This window comes from Pararhizobium sp. LjRoot255, assembly GCF_964252905.1.
Classification (GTDB): domain Bacteria; phylum Pseudomonadota; class Alphaproteobacteria; order Rhizobiales; family Rhizobiaceae; genus Pararhizobium.
In genome coordinates this window covers 2,421,933-2,445,000 of record NZ_CAXUPQ020000001.1, presented here as the reverse complement: position 1 = coordinate 2,445,000, position 23,068 = coordinate 2,421,933, and the positions used below count along the sequence as shown (strand labels likewise).

The window sequence follows — 23,068 nt, the reverse complement described above, 5'->3', positions numbered from 1 at the left end:
CGCGTCGACCCCTTGCGCATCCGCCTGCCCGGCGGCAAATCGCTCGGCGGCGAGGCACTGGCGAAGTTCGAGAAGGAACGCAGCCGTATCGACGAACTGCTGGCCAAGGACAACGGCAGCGCCGAAGTGGCGGCGGCGCAATAGGCCGGTTTCCGTCTCGCGCTTCGCTCAGATGGACTGGATGCGAGGCGAAATCGACCAATTTTCGTATTTCCCGATAATGTATTCATTTTAGCTTTAGGTCGAATGCAGTTGCGTCTTTGCTCAAGGCATTACGCCAGCGGCGATAGCGACGAACTGAACCATCTGCGTTGCGGTAGATCGAATGGGCGCCGTCAGCGGTTGGGAACATTATCCGCTGCAAATCCCTCACAACACTCAAGGCATTGCCAAAAGGGGCAACAATATCGATGAACCAAAGATGCCGTCCTGAATTCCACTTCTCAAGCCGGGGCGTATTCCCATCCGCAAGCAGTTGGAAATGGGTCTGGTCATCAACCAGCGCCCAAGTTGCAAAGGCACACGGGTTACGCTCTTGATTAAAGTATATTTTGGAGTGGCCCAGAATAATGGCTGGAATGAAATTCATCTGTAGATCAGAAACTGACCAGTTACGATGCAGTTCGGATTCAAACGCCAGCGCCGTCATGATACCCAGAACATCGTAGAATCGAAGCGCAGGCGTGGCAGAACTTTCTCCGACTAACATCAATCCAATTCCTCTACACTCTCTGAGATTCACACGTATCACGATTGAAAATCCACTTATAAGAGAAAAATGTCATTGACAACAATCTTTGGTGTAGTGAGTATAAGCACTGCGGCTGATGCCATTTTTTTGGTCAATTAATGATTTGAAAGGTTAACGTATGCGCATGTTCGGAAATATCGAGGAGCGTCTTGGCATATCGATCGCCAGGGGTGGATCGGGGGGCGGTGGCGGCAGGGGCTCCTCACGATCGAAATCATATGGATACTCGGGTACGCTATCGGGGATTACCCGTGGAATGGATGGGATAAAACAAGGTACGGATTGCCACTACAGCACGCCGGTTGGCAGTTTCACTGTTTCCAAAAGTGGATGGGCCGATTGCGACAAAACCAACCCGGCGCCACGTCACATCGGTGGCTCAGGCCGCAATAGCCGATAAAGAACCGGCTACTAGCGAAAAGTGGGTGATCCTATGGAAATTAAGAAAAATATTCTAGTCTCTCCACGCGCTGAGAAACTTCTATTGAAGCACTATATGGAGGATGATAAGGATCACCCATCTGAATTAAATATCATTCCGAAACTAATATACGTTGTAGCCTACAAAGATGGTCACGGCAATATTATTGACGGTGAAGTTTTAGGCTACAGACTAGTTAGAGGAGAGATAAAATATACAAACGATAAATTGGCGTTCCCATTTCAAAATGGAAGAAAATTTTTTACTGTAGAATTCTCTGCTGAAGAATACGACGATACTTGTCAATACTACCTAGATTACGAAGATGGATCAATTTTATTATTGAAAGAAACTTTCGACTTTAGGTGTATGGCATGACGTTATGAGGAGTTTTGTATATATTTCATGGTTTTCTTCCTTTTTGCTTCTAATCTTACTCGGATCTGGCTCGCTCTTCCTTTGGATCAGTAGCGATAGTGTACCTCGTCATCCCGCGCTGCAGGTCGATACCCTGCCAGATTTAATTTCGGTGCGGGAGTTCTACGCCAATACCGATGCGATTTGGGGTCATATTCCCTCCCACGACGGTGCGCTCCTTGCTTGGTGGGGAGTAAAATGGGGACACGATACCGTGTTCATAGGGCGTGCCGGCCGGATCGACGGCGACGGGCCCGAAGTCATCGCCGTGCTCGATGGTCCTGCCGATACAATTTTTTGGTCAGCCTTCGAAAACAAGCTGCATGTCGTCAGCGACGGCCGATTGTGGCTGGTGGACCCGAATTCTCCAGATCGCGACCAGTGGCTTGATGTCACGCCACGCGGTTTCCAGAATTGGGAGGTGCTTAAGCAGGCACCTACGGCCGAGGGGCGTAACGTCATTATGTCCAATGACCGCGACCCTTCCCTCGTTGACCTTTATTCGGTTCGGCCGGACGGAGGAGGCAAAGAGCTTCTCGTTCGCAACGACGGCAAGACACAGACGTGGATCGCCGGTCGAGATGGGGCGCCGCGCATTCGCGTCGACAAGGCCGAAAATGATGACCGCATCTACATGATGCGCGGCGCGACCGATGGATCATGGAGGGAGTTTGCGCGGACGTCTCCATTTGAAACGTTGATCATTGGCGATGCCCCTGATGATGGCCAACCCATCGAGGCGCTGGACAATCGCGGAGGCGATCTCCTCGCCTTTGTCCGGATAGATGAGCAAACAGGTGCAAAATCTGTAGCGTTTTCGGACACCAAAGCCGACGTTGCCCAGGTGTTGCATTTTTCCTCGAACCCAGCGCCCGGCGATGTGGCAATCGTTCGGGATGGGTATCCGCGCTATGTCGGCTTAACCGGGAGGGGTAAGACGTTCTTGCACTTGCTCCACGCGGACGAAGGTCCGGTCGATTTTAATATTCAGGGCACGTCGCCGGACGGGCGCTTCGTCACGCTTTCAGTATCGAGAGACGAAGCTCCATTCCAATATTTTCTCTTCGATCTGGAGGCATCGACATCAACGCACATTGCCAATTCCTCGTTCAGCAGACATCGGGATGAGCTGGCCAAAACAAAACCGGTGTCGTTTGTCGCCCGCGACGGTCGCTCGATCCCGGCTTTCCTGACGCTGCCGCATGGTGTGCAGCCTAAAGGTCTGCCAACCGTCGTGTTGGTGCACGGTGGTCCTGCCGAGCGGGACATTTGGCAGTATGACTATCAGAAGCAGTTCCTCGCTAACCGGGGCTATGCGGTCCTTTCGGTTAATTTCCGCGGCTCGATTGGCTATGGCCGCGCCTTTCAAGAGGCGGGCTACGGGCAATATGGCAAAGCCATGCAGGATGACATCATCGACGCCGCCAACTGGCTTGTGTCGGAAGGCATTGCTGATCGCAGCGCGATGGCTGTCATGGGCGGCAGCTACGGTGGTTATGCAGCTGCGCTGGCAATGACGCGCGATCCGGGCGTGTTCAAAGCAGCAATTGCCGAATTCGGCGTGATGGACGTCAAATACCAAATGCAGAACAATCCTTTTGCCTGGGGCCTGATCCTCGATGGGATGAACCGCTATTTCGGAGACCCGGAAAAGACAGAGAACCTTCAAGAGATGACGGACCGTTCGCCCGTCTCTCACGTTGACAAGGTGACGGGTGCAATCTTGCTCACTGCTGGCAAAGAGGACCGTATAGTCGGCTTTGAGCAGTCGGAAGAATTCGAACGCGCGCTCAAAGCAGCTGGCAAGGACGTCCAGGCCGCCTATTTTGAAAAAGAAGGCCACGGTTACCGGCGCTGGCAGACCGACGTAAAGCGCGCGCGTATTCTCGAAGATTTTCTTGCGCGCACACTTGGGGGACGCACGGGCAACTTTGACCTTGCGGAGATTGCCGCGAAATACCTGAATTGAGCTACGATGCCAGAAACTGCGGCGCGCCGGTCCAGTTGCTGCTTTGGCAACAGCAATCGATCTTGTTGTTGCAGACCGTGCTGTGCAGCGTTTTCGAACGCCGCGAAGGCCGACATTGACCGCCGCCAAATGCGCCGTGTTATGCTATCGCAGCTCTGACAGCGCGGCCTCCAGCTGGCCCACAACTTTTTCGCCAAGTTCTCCAAACTCTCATCCTACAGGAACCTTCGGCCCCCTCTTTTCCCCAACGGGGAGAAGGTGGCGTAGCGCCGGATGAGGGAGACGCCAAGCGCACCAACAAAAAAGCCTCCCCGGGGACTACCGAAGAGGCTTGTCCGGCCGCGTTACGCCGCAGCCTTCTCGGCCCCGCCCCTAAGCTTGAAGTTCAGCCGATCCGACCCGGCAAAGGCCTTGATCGTCGAACCGTCCGGGAAATTCCCCTGCAGGATCTGTTCCGCCAGCGGGTCCTGGACGTATTTCTGCACGGCCCGCTTCAAGGGACGCGCGCCATAGGCCGGATCGTAGCCCTTGTCGGCGAGGAAGGCTCTAGCCTCATCGTCAAGTTCGAGCGTGATCTTGCGATCAGTGAGCAGCTGACGCAGGCGTGACAGCTGGATATCGACGATCGCGCCCATTTCGCCGCGCTTCAGGCGGTGGAACAGGATGATCTCGTCGACCCGGTTGAGGAACTCCGGCCGGAAACGGCCGCGAACCACGTCCATCACCTGATCGCGCACCATGTCGCTGTCATCGTTCTCGCCAAGCTGAACCAGATATTCCGCCCCGAGATTGGAGGTCATGATGATCATCGTGTTGCGGAAATCGACCGTGCGGCCCTGGCCATCGGTCAGGCGGCCGTCATCGAGCACCTGCAACAGCACGTTGAAGACATCCGGATGCGCCTTCTCGATCTCGTCGAACAGCACGACCTGATAGGGCCTGCGGCGCACCGCCTCCGTCAGCGCACCGCCTTCCTCGTAGCCGACATAGCCCGGAGGCGCGCCGATCAGCCGGGCAACGGAGTGCTTCTCCATATATTCCGACATGTCCATGCGCACCATCGCCGTCTCGTCGTCGAAGAGGAAGCGGGCAAGCGCCTTGGTCAGCTCCGTCTTGCCGACGCCTGTGGGGCCCAAGAAGATGAACGAGCCGATCGGCCGGTTCGGATCCTGCAGACCCGCCCGCGAACGGCGAACCGCGCGCGACACAGCCTGGACCGCATCGCCTTGGCCGACCACCCATTTCGCCAGCTCGTCTTCCATCCGAAGCAGCTTCTCGCGCTCGCCCTCCAGCATCTTGTCGACCGGGATGCCGGTCCAGCGGGAGACCACATGGGCGATGTTGTCCGGCGTCACGACCTCCTGCACCATCGGGCTCAGCGCCGAGGAATCCTGGCTTTCGGAGGCTTCGAGTTCCTTCTCCAGCTTAGGGATCACTCCATACGCAAGCTCCCCTGCCCGCTGGAATTCGCCCTTGCGCTGGGCGATCGCCAGTTCGTTGCGGGCTTCATCGAGCTGCTTCTTCAGGTCCGCCGCCAGGCCGAGCTTCGACTTTTCCGCCTGCCAGCGGGCCGTCAGCGCGTTGGCCTGCTCTTCGAGCCCGGCGAGATCGAGCTCCAGCTTTTCCAGCCGGTCCTTCGACGACCGGTCGGTCTCCTTCTTCAGGGCCTCGCGCTCGATCTTCAGCTGGATGATCCGCCGGTCGAGCTCGTCGAGTTCTTCCGGCTTGCTGTCCACCTGCATCCTGAGCCGCGATGCGGCCTCGTCCATCAGGTCGATCGCCTTGTCCGGCAGGAACCGGTCGGTGATATAACGGTTGGACAAGGTCGCCGCCGCAACAAGCGCCGAATCGGAGATCCGGACCTTGTGATGCTGCTCGTATTTTTCCTTCAAGCCCCGCAGGATCGAGATCGTGTCCTCGACCGTCGGCTCGTTGACCATGACGGGCTGGAACCTTCGGGCAAGGGCTGCGTCCTTTTCCACATGCTTGCGGTACTCGTCGAGCGTGGTCGCGCCGACGCAGTGCAGCTCGCCGCGGGCAAGAGCCGGCTTCAGAAGGTTGGAAGCGTCCATCGCGCCGTCCGCCTTGCCGGCGCCGACCAATGTGTGCATTTCGTCGATGAACAGGATGATTTCGCCCGCCTCCGCCTGCACCTCGGAGAGAATAGCCTTCAGCCGCTCCTCGAACTCGCCGCGGAATTTTGCGCCGGCAATCAGCGAACCCATGTCGAGCGCCATCAGCTTCTTGTCCTTCAGGCTCTCCGGCACGTCGCCATTGACGATGCGCAAGGCGAGACCCTCGGCGATCGCCGTCTTGCCGACGCCGGGTTCACCGATCAGCACCGGATTGTTCTTGGTGCGGCGCGAGAGCACCTGGATCGTGCGGCGGATCTCGTCGTCGCGGCCGATCACCGGGTCGAGCTTGCCTTCGCGGGCATCGCTCGTCAGGTCGCGCGCATATTTCTTCAGGGCGTCAAAGCCGGCCTCGGCATTGGCGCCATCGGCCGTGCGGCCCTTGCGGATGTCGTTGATCACCTGGTTGAGCTTGGCCGGCGTCACGCCGGACTTCGACAGGATGCCGGAAGTCGCGGCCGAGGTCTCGATGATCAGCGCCTGCAGCAATCGCTCTACGGTAACGAAACTGTCGCCGGCCTTCTTGGCGGCCTCTTCGGCGGTCGAAAACACACGTGCCAGTGGTTGCGCAAGCGACAGCGAACCGTTGCCGCCGGAAACTTTCGGCAGCTTGGCAAGCGCCGCATCATTGGCGATCCGGGCAGCCTTTGCATCGCCGCCGGCCCGCTCGATCAGCGATGCCGCCATGCCCTGGTCGTCGTCGAGCAGCACTTTAAGGATATGTTCGGCTGTGAATTGCGGATGGCCTTGCGCCAGCGCATAGGTCTGCGCCGATTGCAGAAAACCGCGCACGCGCTCGGAGTATTTTTCAATATTCATCTGTCGACCTCCATAAATCGGTCAGCCCGTTCGCGGCACTGCCGATGGTTCAGGATCAGGCTCCCTGAAAAGGCAAACCTGTCATTGCCGGCCGATATCTGCGCCCAAAAATCTGCATTGCGCAGGATCAACCCGTTGAAGCGAATATGGGGGAGGGATTTTGGAAATTAAAGGGGCTGCGTGAGCGCGCGATCAGAATGAATTCCGCCCAAAAACATTCGGCGATGTCTGTCCGTTTGCTCCCAACAAAATGCCGCCTGCAGCGATCTGCTGCAGGCGGCATTCCATTTGATCTGAGGCTACAGCGCCGCGCGTCAAACCTGACGCGCAAAGGACGCAGTAGCACTTTGAACAGCTGCACAATTCTAACCCTAAATCGATGCCGATCTAAGGAATTATGCTGTAGGCGCCGGCGCAATGCCTAGCCCCGTCTGACTTTATTCGCCGGCAGCCTCTGCGAGGGCAGAGCCTTCCGCGGGCTGCTCGCCACCGGTTTCTGCGGCGGCCTCGTCACCACCGGCTTCGCGGCGCGGCTGGCGGCGGGGGCGCGGTGCGGCGCGCCGGCGCGACGCGGCGCGGCCGGTCGGCGCCTCTTCTTCCAGCGAAACCTCCACCGGCGTGCCTTCAATCACCGGCTGCGGGCCGGAACCGTCGATGATCGGCTGCGGCTGCACGTCCGGGCGCGCCTGCGGTTGGCCCTGTTCGGGGCGCGGCTGGCGCTGGCGGTCATGGCGCTGACGGTCGCGGCGCTCGCCATCGTGCTGGCGCGGCTGGCGATCGGCCTGCTGGGGGCGTCCCAGATCGGGCTGCTGATCCTGAATGGCGAAGCTTTCGTCGATGTCGTTCTGTTCCAGATCGTCGTCGCGCTCGTTGCCGTCGCGATCCTGATACTCGTTCCGGTCGCTGTAGTCGCTGCGGTCGTCACGCTGGAAACGTTCCTGCATCTGCGCCTGGGCGGCAGCAATGATGCGGTTGTAATGCTCAGCGTGCTGAAGATAGTTTTCCGCCACGACCCGGTCGCCGGAGCTCTGTGCGTCACGGGCAAGGGTCGCATATTTTTCGGCGATATGCTGTGCGGTGCCACGGATCTTCACGTCCGGGCCGGAGCTGTCATAGGTCCGGGTCAGCGGGTTGGAACCCTTCCGGTTATGGTTGCCGCCACCACCGCTGTTGCTGCTGCTGCTGTTATTGTTGTTATTACGCCCACGGCCGCGCTTGTTTTGCTGTCCTGGCCTCATCGTTCACTCACCTGGATTCTCTTGATATTGATGATCATGTGATTGCGTGACTTGTCGGGGATTCCGGATCAAGCAGACACGCGCCGCGACCCAACCGCCTCTTGGCGGCGCCGTCGCTGGTTAAAGTCAAATTAACAGGTACCCGCACCAGGCACTGTCGAACCTTAGCAACTCTTTTGTGAGAGCAATCCCTGTGGCTAGGTCTGACCGGAACGAATCTCTGGTCTATGACCTTCTGCCCAGTGCGTGGCAGGCAACCTAGCCCGCTTGTCGTGGAAATCCAAGCCTTTTCTTCATGTTTTCGAAAGAACGTTCCGTCATGTGCCGGTTTTCAGGCCTTCGTTGCCGAAAGAGAACACGATTGCCCGGTCATTGCCGCCGAGATCGCGAATCCTGTCGATGATCCGAAAGCCTTTCTCTTCGAAAACGTGCTCCACGACCTGCAACTGATCATAGCCGATCTCGACACCGACGACGCCGCCCTTGGCAAGATGGCCAGCGGCGGTCGCGGCAATGATGCGATAGGCGTCCAGCCCGTCGGCACCGCCGTCCAGCGCCAGCGCCGGATCATGATCCCGCACCTCGGGCGCGAGCGACGCGACCACTTCGGTGCGTATATAGGGCGGATTTGACACGATTATGTCGAACGAGCCCTCAATTTTGTCGAACCAGTCGCTTTCCACAGCGACGAAGCGGTGATCGAGCTTGTTGCGGACGGCATTGGCTTGCGCCATCGCGACGGCACCGGCCGCAAGGTCGGAGCCGACGCCGGTTGCTTGCGGCACCGCACTGAGCAGGGCGAGACAGATCGCCCCGGTGCCCGTGCCGAGATCGACGATCCGGCAGCCTCCCTTTGCGGCAACGATCTTCCGCGCAAACGGAATGAGGCCCTCGACGATCATTTCAGAATCCGGCCGCGGCTCCAGCGTGTCCTTCGACATGCCGAGCGTCAGCCCGTAGAATTCGCGGCTTCCCAGGATGCGGTGCACCGGCTCATGCGCCGCCCGCCGCGCAATCGCCGCGCGGATGCGCCGCGCGTCTTCCGGCGCCACCACCTCATGGCCGCGCGTCATGAAGGCCGCCGCCGGCAGGTCGAGCAGGCCGGAAATCAGCAGGCGCGCATCGAACGCCGCCTCACCGATATGCGCCTTGAGGAACCGCGCCTTCGCCTCCGCAAACAGGCTGTCGAGCGTGTCGGTCATCCCTGTTGCTCGCCAAGCTGCGCCAGCTGGTCCGCCTGGTAGTCGGCCAAAAGCGCATCGACGACCTCGTCGATCTCGCCCATCATCATCCGGTCGATCTTGTAGAGCGTCAGGTTGATGCGGTGATCGGTCACGCGCCCCTGCGGGAAATTGTAGGTGCGTATCCGCTCCGAACGGTCGCCCGAGCCGACCTGGCTCTTGCGCGAGGCCGAGCGCTCGCTGTCGGCCTTCTGCCGCTCCATGTCGTAGAGCCGCGAGCGCAGGACCTGCATCGCCTTGGCCCGGTTCTGGTGCTGGGATTTCTCCGAACTGGTGACGACGATGCCCGACGGCAAATGCGTGATGCGCACCGCCGAGTCCGTCGTGTTGACGTGCTGTCCGCCGGCGCCCGACGAGCGCATCGTGTCGATGCGGATATCTTCGTTGCGGATCTCGATGTCGATGTCTTCCGCCTCCGGCAGAACGGCAACGGTCGCCGCCGAGGTATGGATGCGTCCTTGCGTTTCCGTGTCCGGCACGCGTTGCACCCGGTGCACGCCGGATTCGAATTTCAGCTTCGAAAACACGCCGCGCCCGGTGACGGTGGCAATGATTTCCTTGTAGCCGCCCGCGTCGCCTTCGCTTGCCGAAAGCACCTCGACCTTCCAGCCCTTGTCGGCGGCATAGCGCTCATACATGCGAAACAGGTCGCCGGCAAAAAGGGCCGCCTCCGAACCGCCCGTGCCGGCCCGGATTTCAAGGATGGCGCTCTTCTCGTCGGCCGCGTCCTTGGGCAGGAGAAGGATCTGCATGTCCTTTTCCAGCGTCTCGATGCGCTCCTCGATCTCCGGCTTTTCCATCTCGGCCAGATCGCGCATCTCGCGGTCTGTGCCCTTGTCGGACAGCAGCGTCGCGATATCGGCAAGCTCGCCTTGCGCCTTCTCGTATTGCCTGATCTTCATCACCACCGGCTGCAGCTCGGAATATTCCGATGCCAGCTTCACATAGACATCCGCCGCCGGCCCCTCGGCCATGCGCGCCTCGATCTCACCGAAGCGGCGCTCCAGCTCGCGCATTTTTTCAACAGGTAAGGTTGTCAATGTTCACTCCGTAAGACCGCGATGACAGCGGTCCTTTCAATGAAACTCATCCCTCGTCAGGGCATTCGTTTGAGGAGAGTTTACCCCCCTCTGTCACTTCGTGACATCTCCCCCTCAAGGGGGGAGATCCATTCTTTTCCCACACAAATTCCGTCAGGAGGGCACAGAGGCCGCGGTCAATCTCCCCCCTTGAGGGGGAGATGTCGGCGTCGCCGACAGAGGGGGGTGGGCGCGGCATATTCAGATGCCAGCCGCTACACATCAACTGCCTTTTCGCTAAACCGGAATCCCATTCTCCGCCGCGAACGCCTTCAGCATTTCGCGCAGCGGCGTATGGTCCTTCCTGTCGTCCAGCGACGCCTCCAGCATGGCCGCGAGTTTGTTGACGTCGAGCGCCAGCAGCATCGCCTTCACCGGCCCGACAGCCGTGGGCGACATCGACACCGAGCGGTAGCCGATCCCGAGCAGCGCCATCGCGCACAGCGGCTTGCTCGCCATTTCGCCACACAGCGTCACCGGGGTTTCGTTGCGTTCGCCCGCGCGGATGATGTCGCGCAGGATCCGCAGGAACGGCCGGCCAAGCACGTCGAAGCGGTCGGACACCCGCGCATTGCCGCGATCGACCGCCATTGCGAACTGGAACAGGTCGTTCGAACCGACGGAAACGAAATCGACCTCGTGCATCAGTTCGTCGAGCTGCCACAGCAGCGCCGGAACTTCCAGCATTGCGCCGAACTGCAGCTTCCGCGGCAATTGCTCGCCGACTTTCGCCTGGCGCTGGATTTCCTTTTGCAACAGCCCGCGCACGGTGCGCAGCTCCGAGACCTCGGTCACCATCGGCAGCATGATGCGCAGCTCCTCGCCGGCCGAAGCGCGCAGCATGGCGCGCAGCTGCGTGCGCAGCAGGCCGGGGCGGTCGAGCGACAGGCGGATCGCCCGCCAGCCGAGCGCCGGGTTCTCCTCTTCCGCCGCGCGGAAATAAGGCACCACCTTGTCGCCGCCGATATCGAGCGTGCGGAAGGTCACCGGCTTGCCGGTGGCCTGTTTGATCACGTTGCGATAGAAGGCTTCCTGCTCTTCCATCTTCGGCATGGTCGAGGCGATCATGAACTGCAGTTCTGTGCGGAACAGGCCGATGCCCTCCGCGCCCGATTCCGCAAGCTGCGGCAGATCGACCATCAGGCCGGCATTCATCTGCAGCTTGATGCGCTTGCCATCCTTGGTCACCGGCTCGACGCCGCGCAGCGCCTTGAACTGCTCCTGGCGGCGCGCCCGAAGCTTGACTTTTTCCTCATAAGCCCGCTGCAGGTCGGTCATCGGCCGCAGGTGCACCTTGCCATCTTCGCCATCGACGATGACGGCGTCGCGGTTTTCCGCCAGCGCCACGGCGCCGGCCGCCTGGCCAACGACCGGAATGCCCATCGCCCGGGCGACGATCACCACATGGCTCGTCACCGCGCCTTCTTCAAGAACCAGGCCGCGGATATTCTCGCGCGGATAGTCGAGCAGTTCGGCAGCACCCATCGCACGGGCGACGACGATGGCATCCGGCGGGAAGTCGCTCGCCGAAAGCTTGGCGCCATATCCGGTCAGTTGCCTGAGCAGCCGGTTGGCAAGGTCGTCGAAGTCATGCATGCGCTCGCGCAGATACGGATCCGTCAGCCGGATCATCCGCGCCTTGGTCTCGCTCTGCACGCGCTCGACCGCCGCTTCGGCGGTCAAGCCGTTGCGGATCGCCTCTTCAAGCTTCCTCACCCAGCCGCGGTCATGCGCGAACATCCGGTAGGCTTCGAGCACGGCGCGGTGCTCGCCTTCCATCGACACGTCGCGCCGCGACAGCATGTCGTCAATTGAGATCCGCAAGGATCCCAGTGCTTCCGCCAGCCGCCCGAGCTCGTGGTCGGTGTCTTCGTTCAGGAGATTGGTGACGACGATGCGCGGCTCGTGCAGCACGACGTAACCGAGGCCAATGCCATCGTTGAAACTGTTGCCGTCGATCGAGACCGGCCGCGACAGGTCGAGTTCCAGGCCCGGCCGGGTGATCTTCTTCAATTCGCCGGTCGCCACCATTTCGGCGAGCACCATCGCCGTGGTTTCCAGCGCCTCGACCTCGTCGTCGCGATAGGTGCGGCTCGCCTTATTCTGCACGACGAGAACGCCAAGCGAGCGGCCGGTTCTGAGGATCGGCACGCCGAGGAAGGAATGGTAGATCTCTTCGCCGGTTTCCGGCAGGTAGGTGAAGGCCGGATGCGCCTGCGCGTCGGAGAGATTGAGGGGTCTCGCGGATGCCGCAATCGTACCGACGAGGCCCTGCCCCATCTGCAGTTGCGCCAGGTGGACGGCGCCCGGGTTCAGACCTTCGGTGGCATAGAGTTCAAGCACGCCGTCGGAGCGCAACACGTAGACCGAGCACACCTCCGCGACCATGTTCTGCGCAATCTGGCGAACAATCTGGTCAAGGCGCTCCTGCGGCTCGAGCGGTTCCGCCATGAGTTCGCGCAACCGCTTGAGAAGGACGCGTGGACCCGCCGAGAGGTCTCTCATCGCGTAACGTCTCCTGTCTGAAAGTCAACAACTGCAGGCAGCACTATGTTCCCGCACGCTTGCGCGAAAACGTCATGGCCACCGCTTCGCTTAACTCTTATCCAGACCGTAGACGGAATGCAAAGTGCGAACGGCCAATTCGGCATAAGCGCCGTCGATCAGGATGGAAATCTTGATTTCCGAGGTAGTGATCGCCTTGATGTTGATGCCTTTTTCGGCAAGTGCGCGGAAAGCGGACGCCGCGACGCCGGCATGGCTGCGCATGCCGATGCCGATCACCGAAACCTTGACCAGGCCCGATTCGTTCTGGATCACGTCGAAACCGACCTTCTCCTTAGCGCCTTCCAGCACCTTCAATGCCTTTTCCACATCGCCGGAAGGCACGGTGAAGGTCATGTCGGTCTTCGAGCCGTCTTCCGAAATGTTCTGGACGATCATGTCGACATTGATATGGGCTTCGGCCAGCGGGCCGAAGATCGCAGCCGAAACGCCGGGCCGGTCGGCCACGCGCCGGAGCGAAATCTGCGCTTCATCCTTGGCATAGGCGATGCCGGTGACGACTTCCTGTTCCACGATCTCTTCCTCATCACAAATCAGCGTACCGGGGGGATTCAGGAAATCGCCCATGCCCGGCGCATCGGGGTCTTCGAAACTGGAGCGCACGAAGGTGCGGACCTTGAATACCATGGCAAGCTCGACCGAGCGAACCTGCAGGACCTTGGCGCCAAGCGACGCCATTTCGAGCATTTCCTCGAACGCGATCTTCTTCATGCGCCGCGCCTTCGGCTCGATGCGCGGGTCGGTGGTGTAGACGCCATCGACATCGGTATAGATGTCGCAGCGGTCGGCCTTGATCGCAGCGGCGATCGCCACCGCCGACGTGTCCGAGCCGCCACGGCCAAGCGTCGCGATCCGGTTGTCGGGACCGAGCCCCTGGAAACCGGAGACAACGGCCACCTGGCCCTCGCCGAAGCGGCGGATCAGCTCCGTGCCGTCGATATCGAGAATGCGCGCGGCGCCATGGGCGTTGTCGGTCTTGATCGGAATCTGCCAGCCCTGCCAGGAGCGCGCATTGATGCCGATATTCTGCAGGGCGATGGCCAGCAGACCCGAGGTCACCTGCTCGCCCGAGGCAACGACCGCATCATATTCGCGAGCATCATGCATCGGCGAGGCATCGCGCGTCCAGGCAACCAGTTCGTTGGTCTTGCCGGACATGGCAGAAACGACGACGGCAACCTCGTGGCCGGCATCGACCTCGCGTTTCACATGGCGCGCCACATTCCTGATGCGATCCATATCCGCGACGGACGTGCCGCCGAATTTCATCACGATGCGTGCCATATGCCTCTACCGGTCGAAATGCCGCGCGGCGACCCGCGCCCGTCTGTTTTCAAGTCGCCGGTCTCTTAGCGAAAATGAGGGCGACGTGCAATGGCGGAGGACAAGGGTTCTGGTGGAGCGGCAGCTTGGCGCTATGCAGCAGAAATGCCGCCAGCAGATCGTGGCCCATTGTGGACTTACGCGATCACTGATGGATGGGCGGTGGGGTCAGGCGTTGGCCTGCGTCCTCCGCGGCACATTCCTCGGGACTTAGACCTTCAGCGCGCATCGCAGCGCACCGCCGAGCGGGCGTGCGTGTGGCGTAATGACCGCTGTCGGCGCGAGGTGGCCGCAGGTCGCCCGGTCTCGAATGCGGCCGGTCGCTTGCCACCCAACACCGCATCGTCATTTTGTCACCCGTCCCCTCCCTCAAATCACTCTTCACCCCAGGACCGAAGCCTGTCACATACCTGTCATCAAACCCTGCTCCTGTGCCTTCAACCAACGGGGATTTGACCAATGATCGACCAGCTCAGCCGCATCAAGGCGGAAATTGCCGACAGCTTCGACGAGGAGCTGGAAATGCAGATGGAAGAAGACCGGCTCGACGAGCTGGTCGCCGAGGGCATGTCGGAGGAAGCCGAGCCGACGATCGACCGCAAGGTCTATTTCCGCGAGCTGTTCCGGCTGCAGCACGAACTCGTCCGCCTGCAGGACTGGGTGCAATACAAGAAGCTCAAGGTCGTGGTGCTGTTCGAGGGCCGCGACTCGGCCGGCAAGGGCGGCGCCATCAAGCGCGTCACACAGCGCCTCAATCCGCGCGTCTGCCGTACCGTTGCGCTGCCCGCCCCGACCGAGCGCGAGCGCAACCAGTGGTATTTCCAGCGCTACGTGCCGCATCTGCCGACGGCCGGCGAAATGGTCCTGTTCGACCGCTCCTGGTACAACCGCGCCGGCGTCGAGCGCGTCATGGGCTTCTGCACGCCGGAAGAACTCGACGAATTCTTCCGCACCGTGCCCGAATTCGAACGCATGCTGGTGCGCTCGGGGATCGTGCTGATCAAGTACTGGTTCTCGATCACCAATGAGGAGCAGGAATTCCGCTTCAAGATGCGCATCCACGATCCTTTGAAACAGTGGAAGCTGTCGCCGATGGACATGGAAAGCCGCGTCCACTGGGAGGAATACACCAAGGCCAAGGAAGAGATGCTGGCAAGGACCCATATCGAGGAAGCCCCCTGGTGGGTCGTCCAGGCCGTCGACAAGAAGAAGGCCCGCCTCAACTGCATCGCGCATCTCTTGAAGCAGATCCCGTATGAGGACGTGCCCAAGCCTCCGATCGACCTGCCCGAGCGCATCCGTCACGACGACTATATCCGCCGTCCGGTGCCGCCGGACATGTACGTGCCGGAAGTGTACTAAACAGAGTGCAAGATCCGGCCGGAAACGGCCGGGTCCTTCACGCCGCCGTCTCGCTCTTCCTCGCCACCACGGCGAGATAGGCCGCCTGCAGTTCCGCAAGCACCGAGCGCTCCTGCGCCGGCGTGCCGAGATGCAAGGTCCTGAGTTCCGCCATGAACGCCTCCCACATCGGCGGCCCGCCCTGTTCCAGCAGTTCGGCGCGGATCGACAGCTCTTCCGACACCGGTGTATGCCTGCGCCCCCAGGCGCCCATCTGGGCTAGCAGCGGCACAAGCTGGATCGATGGCTCGGTCAGGCTGTAGATTCCCTTCTGCTTGTGGCTCGGATCGTCCCGGCGCGACAGAAGCCCGTTTTCGGTCAGCCGTTTCAGCCTGTCGGCCAGAACATTCGAGGCGATGCCCTCTTCCGATTGGGTGAGAAGCTCGCGAAAATGCCGGCGGTTGCCGAACATGATGTCGCGGATGACGATCAGGCTCCAGCGATCGCCCAGCATTTCCAGCGTCAGGTTGATCGGGCATCCCGACCGGTGTGCAATGTCCATTGTCCGCCCTATGTTAAAACCGCTTGCAATATAGGATCGCTTATCCTACAAGGCAACCAGTTGCTGATTGAAACCAGTATTGGAGGACAAGATGAACCCGCAACTCTTCGCCCACCCCTTCTCCGCCTACTGCCAGAAGGTGTTTATCGCGCTCTACGAGAACGACACACCGTTCGAACTGCGCCTGCTCGACCAGAAGACGCCGGAGATCGTCGCCGAATGGAGCGCGCTCTGGCCGCTGAAGCGCATGCCGGTGCTGAAGGACGGTGACGAGACCGTGCTGGAATCAACCATCATCATCGAATATCTGGCGCTCAACCATCCCGGCCCCGTCCGCCTGATCCCTGACGATGGCAAGGCTGCCCTGAAGACCCGGATGATGGACCGCTTCTTCGACAACTACGTCATGACCCCGATGCAGAAGGTGGTGTTCAACCAGATCCGCGCCGAGGCCGACCGCGATCCCACCGGCATCAAGGAAGCCAAGGCCATGCTCGACAACGCCTATGCCTGGCTCGACGGCGCGATCGCCAAATCCGAATGGGCCGCCGGCGATCAGTTCAGCCTCGCCGATTGCGCCGCCGCCCCTTCGCTGTTCTATGCCGACTGGGTTCATCCGATCCCGGAAATACTGGAGAACACCCGCGCCTACCGCGCCCGCCTGCTCGCCCGCCCCTCCTTCGCCCGCGCGGTGAACGAAGCCCGGCCGTACCGCAGCTACTTCCCGCTGGGCGCTCCGGATCGGGATTGACGGTACGTAAATACTTACAAACGGCACGCACGAAGCCGTGCAGGAATCGGGTGGCGCCGGATGGCCCCTGTTGCGATTGAATCTCCCGCAACGACAAGAGGAGATTCAATCATGACCACGCTTTCCAACAAGGTTGCCATCATCACCGGCGCCAGCTCCGGCATCGGCCGTGCGACGGCAAAGCTCTTCGCCAGCGAGGGCGCACGCCTCGTCGTCTCCGGCCGCCGCAAAAGCGCGCTGGACGAACTCGTCGCCGAAATCGAGGCGGAGGGCGGCGAAGCCCTCGCGCTCGACGGCGATGTTCGTGACGAGGCCCACGCACGGGATCTGGTCGCAGCCGCGGTCGAAACGTTCGGCGGCCTCGACATCGCCTTCAACAATGCCGGCAGCACCGGCGAAATGGCGCCGATCGCGGATCTGACGCCGGCCGGATGGCGCGACACGATCGACACCAACCTCACCAGCGCCTTCTTCGGCGCACGACATCAGGTGCCTGCCCTTGAGGCGCGCGGCGGCGGTTCGCTGATCTTCACCTCCAGCTTCGTCGGCCACACCGCCGGCATGCCGGGAATGAGCGCCTATGCCGCCGCCAAGGCGGGTCTCATCGGCCTGGCACAGGTTCTGGCGACGGAACTCGGCACAAAGGGCATCCGCGTCAACGCGATCCTGCCCGGCGGAACTGATACGCCTGCGAGCTTCACCAACGCTCCGGGCGCCGGGCCGGAAGTGCTGGCCTTCGTCGAAGGCCTGCATGCGCTGAAACGGATGGCAAGGCCGGAAGAAATCGCCCAGTCCGTGCTCTATCTCGCCTCGGATGCCTCCCGCTTTACCACCGGCACGGCGATGCTGGTCGACGGCGGCGCTTCGATCAGCCGAACCTGATCCGCCCGGCCATGCCGCCTGCCCGCATCTCGTTCGACAGCCGCTCACGCTCGCTTTCACATGCCCGACAATGGTGATTGGACTTCTTTATTAGCGGCGCCTAATCTTCATATGCTGTTGCCTTGGCCGAAACCGGAACGGCATTTAACACGAGAGCGTTTTTGATTCCCACTCGGGGAGAGCGTTTTAGAGGCGATGTATTCTCAAGCCATTTTGGAGCCCGCCACCAACACGTGACGGGCTCTTGATCTGTGTGGCCGCCGCCATTGAACAAGCGATCACGCAATTGGGTGAACCTCCCAGATCATGCTGCTCCATCCCCGCAAATCCCCGCCCTTTGCACCCGTGCCATACTCCCCTCGTCCCGCCACGGATACACCGGTTTGCGTTGCCGGCGAGGCGGGGCCGGTGCCCGGACGATTTGGCGAAACGCGCGCGAAATCCCCGGGGCTGCGTGAAAGGCGGTTCTCCTCCGGTTCGCAAATGAACCGGGCGTGCCGGGCATGTCCCACCGCGGCGGGTCAAACCGCCGGACGGCTTTGCCGTCCACGGGTCCAGGGCCTGCCCCACCTATTGAAAAGCTTGGCGGATAAGCGGCCAGGCCGGGGCATTGGAGGCTTCTCGTGACAGGAGAAGCGCAGAAGAACCTGAGAAGCGCGGCAAAAGACACCGAAATGGGGCACATCGCGTGTCACCTTACTAATCTTACCCAAGGCACCCGATGTGCCCCGGCCGATCCGCCCGACCTCACAAAGGCAAAGAGATCGAAAGCTTGACGCAGACCACGGGGCAGCACCTGCCGCGTGAATGCCTCCGGCTGATCGCAGGCCTCTCCTCGTGCGGCCTCGCCAACCCTTGACTTTCGCCCCCGATCGTCCGACTTCACGGGGATAGCCTGTTGCACGGAGTAGATGCCATGAGCGAACAAGCCCGCACCACCATCGACCAGACCGAGGTCGACCGCTTTTCCGCCATGGCCGCGGAGTGGTGGGACCCGAAGGGCAAGTTCCGGCCGCTGCACAAGTTCAATCCGGTGCGCCTTACCTATATCCGCGATCGCGTTTCGGAAAATTACGGCCGCGACGCCAAGGCGCCACAGCCGCTGAAAGGCCTGCGCATCCTCGACATCGGCTGCGGCGGCGGGCTGTTGTCCGAACCGATGGCCCGCATGGGTGCCGATGTGGTCGGCGCCGATGCGTCGGAAAAGAACATCATGATCGCCAAGACCCACGCGGCCGGCAGCGGCGTTGCTGTCGACTACCGCGCGGTAACGGCGGAAGCGCTGGCGCAAGCCGGCGAGACCTTCGATGTCGTGCTCAACATGGAGGTGGTCGAGCACGTTGCCGATGTCGAATTCTTCATCAGCACCTGCGCCTCGATGGTGCGCCCCGGCGGCCTGATGTTCGTCGCCACCATCAACCGGACGATCAAGGCGGCGGCGCTTGCCATTTTCGCCGCGGAAAACGTCCTGCGCTGGCTGCCGCGCGGCACCCATCAATATGAAAAGCTTGTCCGTCCGGAAGAGCTGGAAAAGCCGATCGAGGCGAACGGCATGACGGTCACCGACCGCACCGGCGTGTTCTTCAATCCGCTTGCCAACCAGTGGATTCTCTCCAAGGATATGGACGTCAACTACATGCTGGTCGCCCGACGCCCGGCCTGACTGGCAAGACGCACAACAGGAGAATGTCGCGATGAAAATTCCATCTCTCGGCATTCTCCCGGTCGCCGATGCGCAGGCCGAGCCGATGGACTATATCGGCATCTGCGAGGCCTCGGCGGCGGTTGCGCTTGACGACCGCCATTTCGTCGTTGCCAGCGACGAAACCAACACGTTCCGGATTTATCGCCGCGGTCTTGCCAAGCCCGTGCAGGCGCTGAAATTCAAGAGCTTCCTCGGCAACGGGAAATCCGATATCGAGGCCGCCGCCCGCATCGGCGACAAGGTCTATTGGATAAGCTCGTTCTCCCGGCCCGGTGACGGCGGAAACGCCAGGGACCGTTCCATTCTCGCCGCAAGCAGAATTGTGCAGACACCGGACGGCCCGACGCTCGAGCCTTTGGGCACGCCCTTCGAAGGCCTGCGCGCCTATTTCAAGAAAGAACTGCACCGTCCCGGCACCGACATCAATATCGAGGGCCTCGCCGCAACGCCGCAAGGCTACCTGCTGATCGGTTTTCGCGCACCGCTCATCGACAAGATGGCGCCGGTACTCCGCCTGATGAACCCTGCCGCCGTGACCGAGCGCGGCGAGGAGCCACGCTTCGGCGAGCCGCACCGGCTCGATCTCGACGAGCGCGGCATCCGCAGCATCGACTGGACCGGCCTTGTGCCACCGGTCTATCTCGTTCTTGCGGGCCTACAGACCGACAAGGGGGAGAGAGACAAGGGCGAGAGAGACAAGGGCGAAAAATTCTCGCTCTATTCCTGGGGCGGGGACGACCAGCCGCCGGTAAAACTTCCGCCCCAATTCCCCAGGGATTTCACCGCCGAGGCCCTCGTCTTCTACCCCGAAAAAGGCCTCGCCCAGATCCTCAGCGACGACGGCAAAAAGGGCGTGAAGGAGAGCGATATCCCAAAGAAGAAGCGCCGCTTCCGCAGCATCGACGTATCGTATTGACGGGCCAGCCGGATTGCTCCCTCTTCTCCCCGGCGGGGAGAAGGTGGCCCGCAGGGCCGGATGAGGGGGCGGCTGGCACCGGCCGCATGAGGGGCAAGATAGCATCAAGTACCGGGAATCCGTTTGGCATGACGCGCCGGGACAGGCCAACATCCCCGCCCCTTTTGGCCGTGCCAGGCTTTCAGTGACTGAACATGGGCAAGCAAATCGGCCTACCGATCACGATTGACCGCAGCGATCAACCGGACTCGCTCTGGTCGAAGTCACAGGCTTCGCCTCTCGGCGAAGGTTCTTTGAAAATGAGCGCGCACCGCGCGGGACCATGGACACTCTCCACCCACCCGGCACCGGATGTGTCGGGATCCTACCGAAAGAGGGTCGTCAGATCGCGTCTGCCGTCCACCACACGCACGATTTCAACCGTGTGTACAGGCCCTTCATCCGTATCGGGTATTGTTTCATAGAGGATAACAAACGGCGCTTCGACAAGCATGCGTGCAGCAGGGCTAATTTCCGGATGTCGCATGCCCAGACGCGGCTGGTCGATCAGGAGGCGGGCCTTGTGCTGAAACCTTTCATAGAAGCGCTCGGCCGCTTGCAGCTGTTCCAGTCCGATCGCGACGTAGATACCACGAATATCGGTTTGCGCCGTTGGCGACCAGACTAACTCAGCGGGCATGTTTCTGCGCGGCATCAAGGTCCCGACGAGCCTCGTCGCGCAACTTGTCAAAGTCCACCGGCGTGGGTTTGCCGCTGCCTTTGCCCTCTTCCCACATTTCGCGCAGGCGCCGTGTATCAGCCTGGCGGGCCTCCCACTTGATCGACCAGTCCCGCACGGCCTCGCGGACGATCTCGCTCGTCGTGGCATAAGCCCCTGTTTCCACGGCATCGCGGAGCATGGCCGCCTGCCGTGTCGTTACCGCGACGCTCATCTTTTCAACATTGGACATTCCGCACCTCGATCTCCTGAGGTAGGAAATATTACTACCATTTCGACATATTCGCTAAGCAAATTTGTAGAGAGATTTCCCCGAGACCAATGAAGCCTACTCCTCGGGAGAGGCCCACATCCCCGCCGCTAAACGACATGCTAGACTTTCAGCGACTAAACATGGGCAAGAAGACCGGCCTGCCCACTGCTGTTTGCATCGGCAATCGAGCGAACACGCTGCCGGTCGATACCGTAAGCTTCGCCATCAGCGGCGAAGGGTTCTTTGAAAGTGAAGGCCCGTGCCGTTGCGCAGTTGTCATGGAGATGCTCCAGCCGCTCGACGCCTTCCGACCGGTTGGGAATATGCCGCCCATCGCCCCCCAGAGGCACCAGGGGTTTGACGTTCCAATTGCGCGCATGTTTCAGGGCGTCGGCATGCACGCCGCTATAGGGAACGCCATCAGCGATTCGATGTCTTTCCAGACGGAGAGCGACGAGGGCGCGCTGTCGAAGCCCTGCTGCCGAGGATGAACCGCGGAAACACCTGGTGGCCCCAGCTTCGCGGCCCAGGTACGCCGCGGTAACCGGACCGGCCGATAAAACCGGACGCCCTCACCGCAGCCTCGACTTTGGCAGGCTCGCGAAGAACGACGCCCTCGACGGCCGGATCGCCTTCAGGGCCAACATGCAGGCCGAAATTGTAGATCGCCAGATGGTATTGCCCGGCCGCGGCCATGTCAATTCACGTCGTCCGGCAGGACCGGCAGCGGCGCGATTTCGATACCCTCTTCCAGCAGCGCCCGCGCCTCGTCGGCCGTCGCCTTGCCGATCAGGCCGCGCTGCTCGGCTTCGCCATAGTGAATCTTGCGCGCTTCCTCGGGAAACTTGTTCCCGACATCCTCGGAGTTCTCGCGAATCGCCGTCACCAGTTCGCGGATCTTGGCGACTGCCTCCTTGCGCGCCTGATCCATCATCAGGACTTTCGCCTCGTCCTTCTTGCGGCTGGTCGAAACGGAGGGCGCCATCAGTTCCTTGGCAACAGTGACGGAGCCGCAAGCCGGGCAGGAAACGAGCCCCAGCTCCGCCTGCCGGTCGAAATCGGCGCTCGACGAAAACCAGCCATCGAAGGAATGGCCGTTGTCACAGGAAAGCGTGTATTTGATCAAGCAGCCACACCTCCCGCTGCAGGCAGCGGCACTTCCTCAAGCGAAAACGTCCGGCCGTTTTTCAGGTTCGGAATTTTCGCCCGCGCGGCTGCAACCGCAGCAATATCGATATCGGCCAGCACCACCCCCTCGCCAGTGCCGCCGGCCGAAGCGAGAACGACGCCCCATGGGTCGATGATCATCGAATGGCCGTAGGTTTCGCGGCCATCCTCATGCAGACCGGCCTGCGCGGCGGCAATGACGAACATGCCGTTTTCGATCGCCCGCGCCCGAAGCAGGACTTCCCAATGGGCCTCGCCGGTCTGACGGGTGAAGGCGGCAGGCAGCGACATGATCTGCGCACCGGCCGCCGCCTGCGCCCGGAAGAGTTCGGGAAACCGCACGTCATAGCAGATGGCGCAGCCGAGTTTGCCGAACGGCAGGTTCACCAGCCGCGCCGTGCCGCCCGGCGTATAGGCCGAGCTTTCCCGCCAGCTTTCGCCATTGTCGAGATCGACGTCGAACATATGGATCTTGTCGTAGTGGCAGATCTTCCGGCCATCGGGACCGAAGAGGAAGCCGCGATTGGCCATCGTGCCGTCGGCAAGACCGATCGCCGTCGAGCCGACATGCAGATGGATGCCGAGTTCGGCAGCAAGCCCGGAGGCGGCCTGTACGATCAGGTCGCTGCCCTCGTCGCGCAAGGCTGCCTTCATCGCCGCGCGGTCCCGCTGCAGGGCGCCGGTCATTTCCGGCGTCTGGACATAGATCGCACCGCGCGACGCCGCGTCCCGGACGAGCCCGGCCATCGTCTCGGCATTCTTCGCCGGATCGACGCCGGAACACATCTGGGTCGCTGCAGCCTTGAACGTCATCGAAG

At 61.2% G+C, this 23,068-nt stretch carries 20 protein-coding genes and 1 pseudogene (1 of these 21 running past the window's edge); 8 read left to right on the top strand and 13 right to left on the bottom strand.

The annotated features are described in order from the left end of the window. On the top strand, positions 1 to 144 hold the final stretch of the coding sequence (locus tag ACSQ2W_RS11885) for a M23 family metallopeptidase (protein ID WP_436086415.1). It extends 1,824 nt beyond the left edge of the window; 144 of the gene's 1,968 nt are visible here — the last part of the coding sequence; its start codon lies off the left edge, out of view; its stop codon occupies positions 142 to 144. Positions 145 to 226: 82 nt separating this feature from the next. Here the strand turns inward: ACSQ2W_RS11885 and ACSQ2W_RS11880 are convergent, their stop codons facing one another. Further along, a complete protein-coding gene (locus tag ACSQ2W_RS11880) occupies positions 227 to 709 on the bottom strand; it encodes a toxin-activating lysine-acyltransferase (RefSeq protein ID WP_436086414.1) in 483 nt (160 codons plus the stop codon). A gap of 475 nt (positions 710 to 1,184) precedes the next feature. Between ACSQ2W_RS11880 and ACSQ2W_RS11875 the strand changes: the two genes are divergently transcribed. Continuing rightward, positions 1,185 to 1,550: a hypothetical protein gene (locus ACSQ2W_RS11875; protein ID WP_436086413.1), complete on the top strand. Its 366-nt coding sequence runs from the start codon at positions 1,185 to 1,187 to the stop codon at positions 1,548 to 1,550. Positions 1,551 to 1,554: 4 nt separating this feature from the next. Beyond that, positions 1,555 to 3,558: an alpha/beta hydrolase family protein gene (locus tag ACSQ2W_RS11870; protein WP_436086412.1), complete on the top strand. Its 2,004-nt coding sequence runs from the start codon at positions 1,555 to 1,557 to the stop codon at positions 3,556 to 3,558. Between the two features lie 344 nt (positions 3,559 to 3,902). On the opposite strand, the gene clpB is transcribed toward ACSQ2W_RS11870, so the two are convergent. The 6 genes from clpB to ACSQ2W_RS11840 form a co-directional block, all read right to left on the bottom strand. Further along, a complete protein-coding gene (clpB, locus tag ACSQ2W_RS11865) occupies positions 3,903 to 6,509 on the bottom strand; it encodes an ATP-dependent chaperone ClpB (protein ID WP_436086411.1) in 2,607 nt (868 codons plus the stop codon). 437 nt (positions 6,510 to 6,946) lie between these two features. After that, the gene (locus ACSQ2W_RS11860; protein WP_436086410.1) at positions 6,947 to 7,747 is read right to left on the bottom strand and encodes a DUF4167 domain-containing protein; all 801 of its coding nucleotides are present in this window, start codon (positions 7,745 to 7,747) and stop codon (positions 6,947 to 6,949) included. Positions 7,748 to 8,064: 317 nt separating this feature from the next. Beyond that, positions 8,065 to 8,949 carry a peptide chain release factor N(5)-glutamine methyltransferase gene (gene prmC, locus ACSQ2W_RS11855; RefSeq protein WP_436086409.1) on the bottom strand — a complete coding sequence of 295 codons (885 nt, stop codon included), beginning with the start codon at positions 8,947 to 8,949 and terminating at the stop codon, positions 8,065 to 8,067. Next, positions 8,946 to 10,028: a peptide chain release factor 1 gene (prfA, locus tag ACSQ2W_RS11850; RefSeq protein ID WP_436086408.1), complete on the bottom strand. Its 1,083-nt coding sequence runs from the start codon at positions 10,026 to 10,028 to the stop codon at positions 8,946 to 8,948. Before prfA ends, prmC begins: the two co-directional genes overlap by 4 nt. 276 nt (positions 10,029 to 10,304) lie before the next feature. After that, positions 10,305 to 12,572: a phosphoenolpyruvate--protein phosphotransferase gene (gene ptsP / locus ACSQ2W_RS11845; RefSeq protein WP_436086407.1), complete on the bottom strand. Its 2,268-nt coding sequence runs from the start codon at positions 12,570 to 12,572 to the stop codon at positions 10,305 to 10,307. 90 nt (positions 12,573 to 12,662) lie between these two features. Next, positions 12,663 to 13,916, bottom strand: a complete 1,254-nt coding sequence (locus ACSQ2W_RS11840; RefSeq protein ID WP_436086406.1) for an aspartate kinase — start codon at positions 13,914 to 13,916, stop codon at positions 12,663 to 12,665. A 498-nt stretch (positions 13,917 to 14,414) separates the two neighbouring features. Between ACSQ2W_RS11840 and ppk2 the strand changes: the two genes are divergently transcribed. After that, on the top strand, positions 14,415 to 15,317 hold the full coding sequence (gene ppk2 / locus ACSQ2W_RS11835) for a polyphosphate kinase 2 (protein WP_436086405.1): 903 nt from the start codon (positions 14,415 to 14,417) through the stop codon (positions 15,315 to 15,317). Between the two features lie 37 nt (positions 15,318 to 15,354). Here ppk2 and ACSQ2W_RS11830 read toward each other — a convergent pair whose 3' ends face one another. Further along, positions 15,355 to 15,858, bottom strand: coding sequence for a winged helix-turn-helix transcriptional regulator (locus ACSQ2W_RS11830; protein WP_436086404.1), 504 nt, complete (start codon positions 15,856 to 15,858; stop codon positions 15,355 to 15,357). 91 nt (positions 15,859 to 15,949) lie between these two features. On the opposite strand from ACSQ2W_RS11830, the gene ACSQ2W_RS11825 reads away from it, so the two are divergent. The 4 genes from ACSQ2W_RS11825 (at position 15,950) to ACSQ2W_RS11810 (ending at position 20,112) form a co-directional block, all read left to right on the top strand. Continuing rightward, a complete protein-coding gene (locus tag ACSQ2W_RS11825; protein WP_436086403.1) occupies positions 15,950 to 16,609 on the top strand; it encodes a glutathione S-transferase family protein in 660 nt (219 codons plus the stop codon). Positions 16,610 to 16,720: 111 nt separating this feature from the next. Further along, on the top strand, positions 16,721 to 17,491 hold the full coding sequence (locus ACSQ2W_RS11820) for an SDR family oxidoreductase (protein WP_436086402.1): 771 nt from the start codon (positions 16,721 to 16,723) through the stop codon (positions 17,489 to 17,491). Positions 17,492 to 18,407: 916 nt separating this feature from the next. Beyond that, positions 18,408 to 19,154 carry a bifunctional 2-polyprenyl-6-hydroxyphenol methylase/3-demethylubiquinol 3-O-methyltransferase UbiG gene (gene ubiG, locus ACSQ2W_RS11815; protein WP_436086401.1) on the top strand — a complete coding sequence of 249 codons (747 nt, stop codon included), beginning with the start codon at positions 18,408 to 18,410 and terminating at the stop codon, positions 19,152 to 19,154. A gap of 31 nt (positions 19,155 to 19,185) precedes the next feature. Continuing rightward, complete coding sequence (locus ACSQ2W_RS11810; RefSeq protein ID WP_436086400.1) at positions 19,186 to 20,112, top strand: hypothetical protein; 927 nt, start codon at positions 19,186 to 19,188, stop codon at positions 20,110 to 20,112. Between the two features lie 364 nt (positions 20,113 to 20,476). Here ACSQ2W_RS11810 and ACSQ2W_RS11805 read toward each other — a convergent pair whose 3' ends face one another. The 5 genes and pseudogenes from ACSQ2W_RS11805 to ACSQ2W_RS11785 all read right to left on the bottom strand — a co-directional run bounded on the left by ACSQ2W_RS11805 (position 20,477) and on the right by ACSQ2W_RS11785 (position 23,063). Beyond that, complete coding sequence (locus tag ACSQ2W_RS11805) at positions 20,477 to 20,791, bottom strand: type II toxin-antitoxin system RelE/ParE family toxin (protein WP_436087764.1); 315 nt, start codon at positions 20,789 to 20,791, stop codon at positions 20,477 to 20,479. Then, positions 20,781 to 21,062, bottom strand: a complete 282-nt coding sequence (locus ACSQ2W_RS11800; RefSeq protein ID WP_436086399.1) for a ribbon-helix-helix domain-containing protein — start codon at positions 21,060 to 21,062, stop codon at positions 20,781 to 20,783. The genes ACSQ2W_RS11805 and ACSQ2W_RS11800 overlap by 11 nt, the downstream gene beginning before the upstream one ends. 155 nt (positions 21,063 to 21,217) lie before the next feature. Next, positions 21,218 to 21,779: pseudogene (locus ACSQ2W_RS11795) on the bottom strand (DUF3291 domain-containing protein). Position 21,780: 1 nt separating this feature from the next. Further along, positions 21,781 to 22,209 (bottom strand): DUF1178 family protein, encoded by a 429-nt coding sequence (locus tag ACSQ2W_RS11790; protein WP_436086398.1) that lies wholly within the window; start codon positions 22,207 to 22,209, stop codon positions 21,781 to 21,783. Next, positions 22,206 to 23,063 (bottom strand): carbon-nitrogen hydrolase family protein, encoded by an 858-nt coding sequence (locus ACSQ2W_RS11785; RefSeq protein WP_436086397.1) that lies wholly within the window; start codon positions 23,061 to 23,063, stop codon positions 22,206 to 22,208. The genes ACSQ2W_RS11790 and ACSQ2W_RS11785 overlap by 4 nt, the downstream gene beginning before the upstream one ends. Positions 23,064 to 23,068 lie beyond the last annotated feature (5 nt).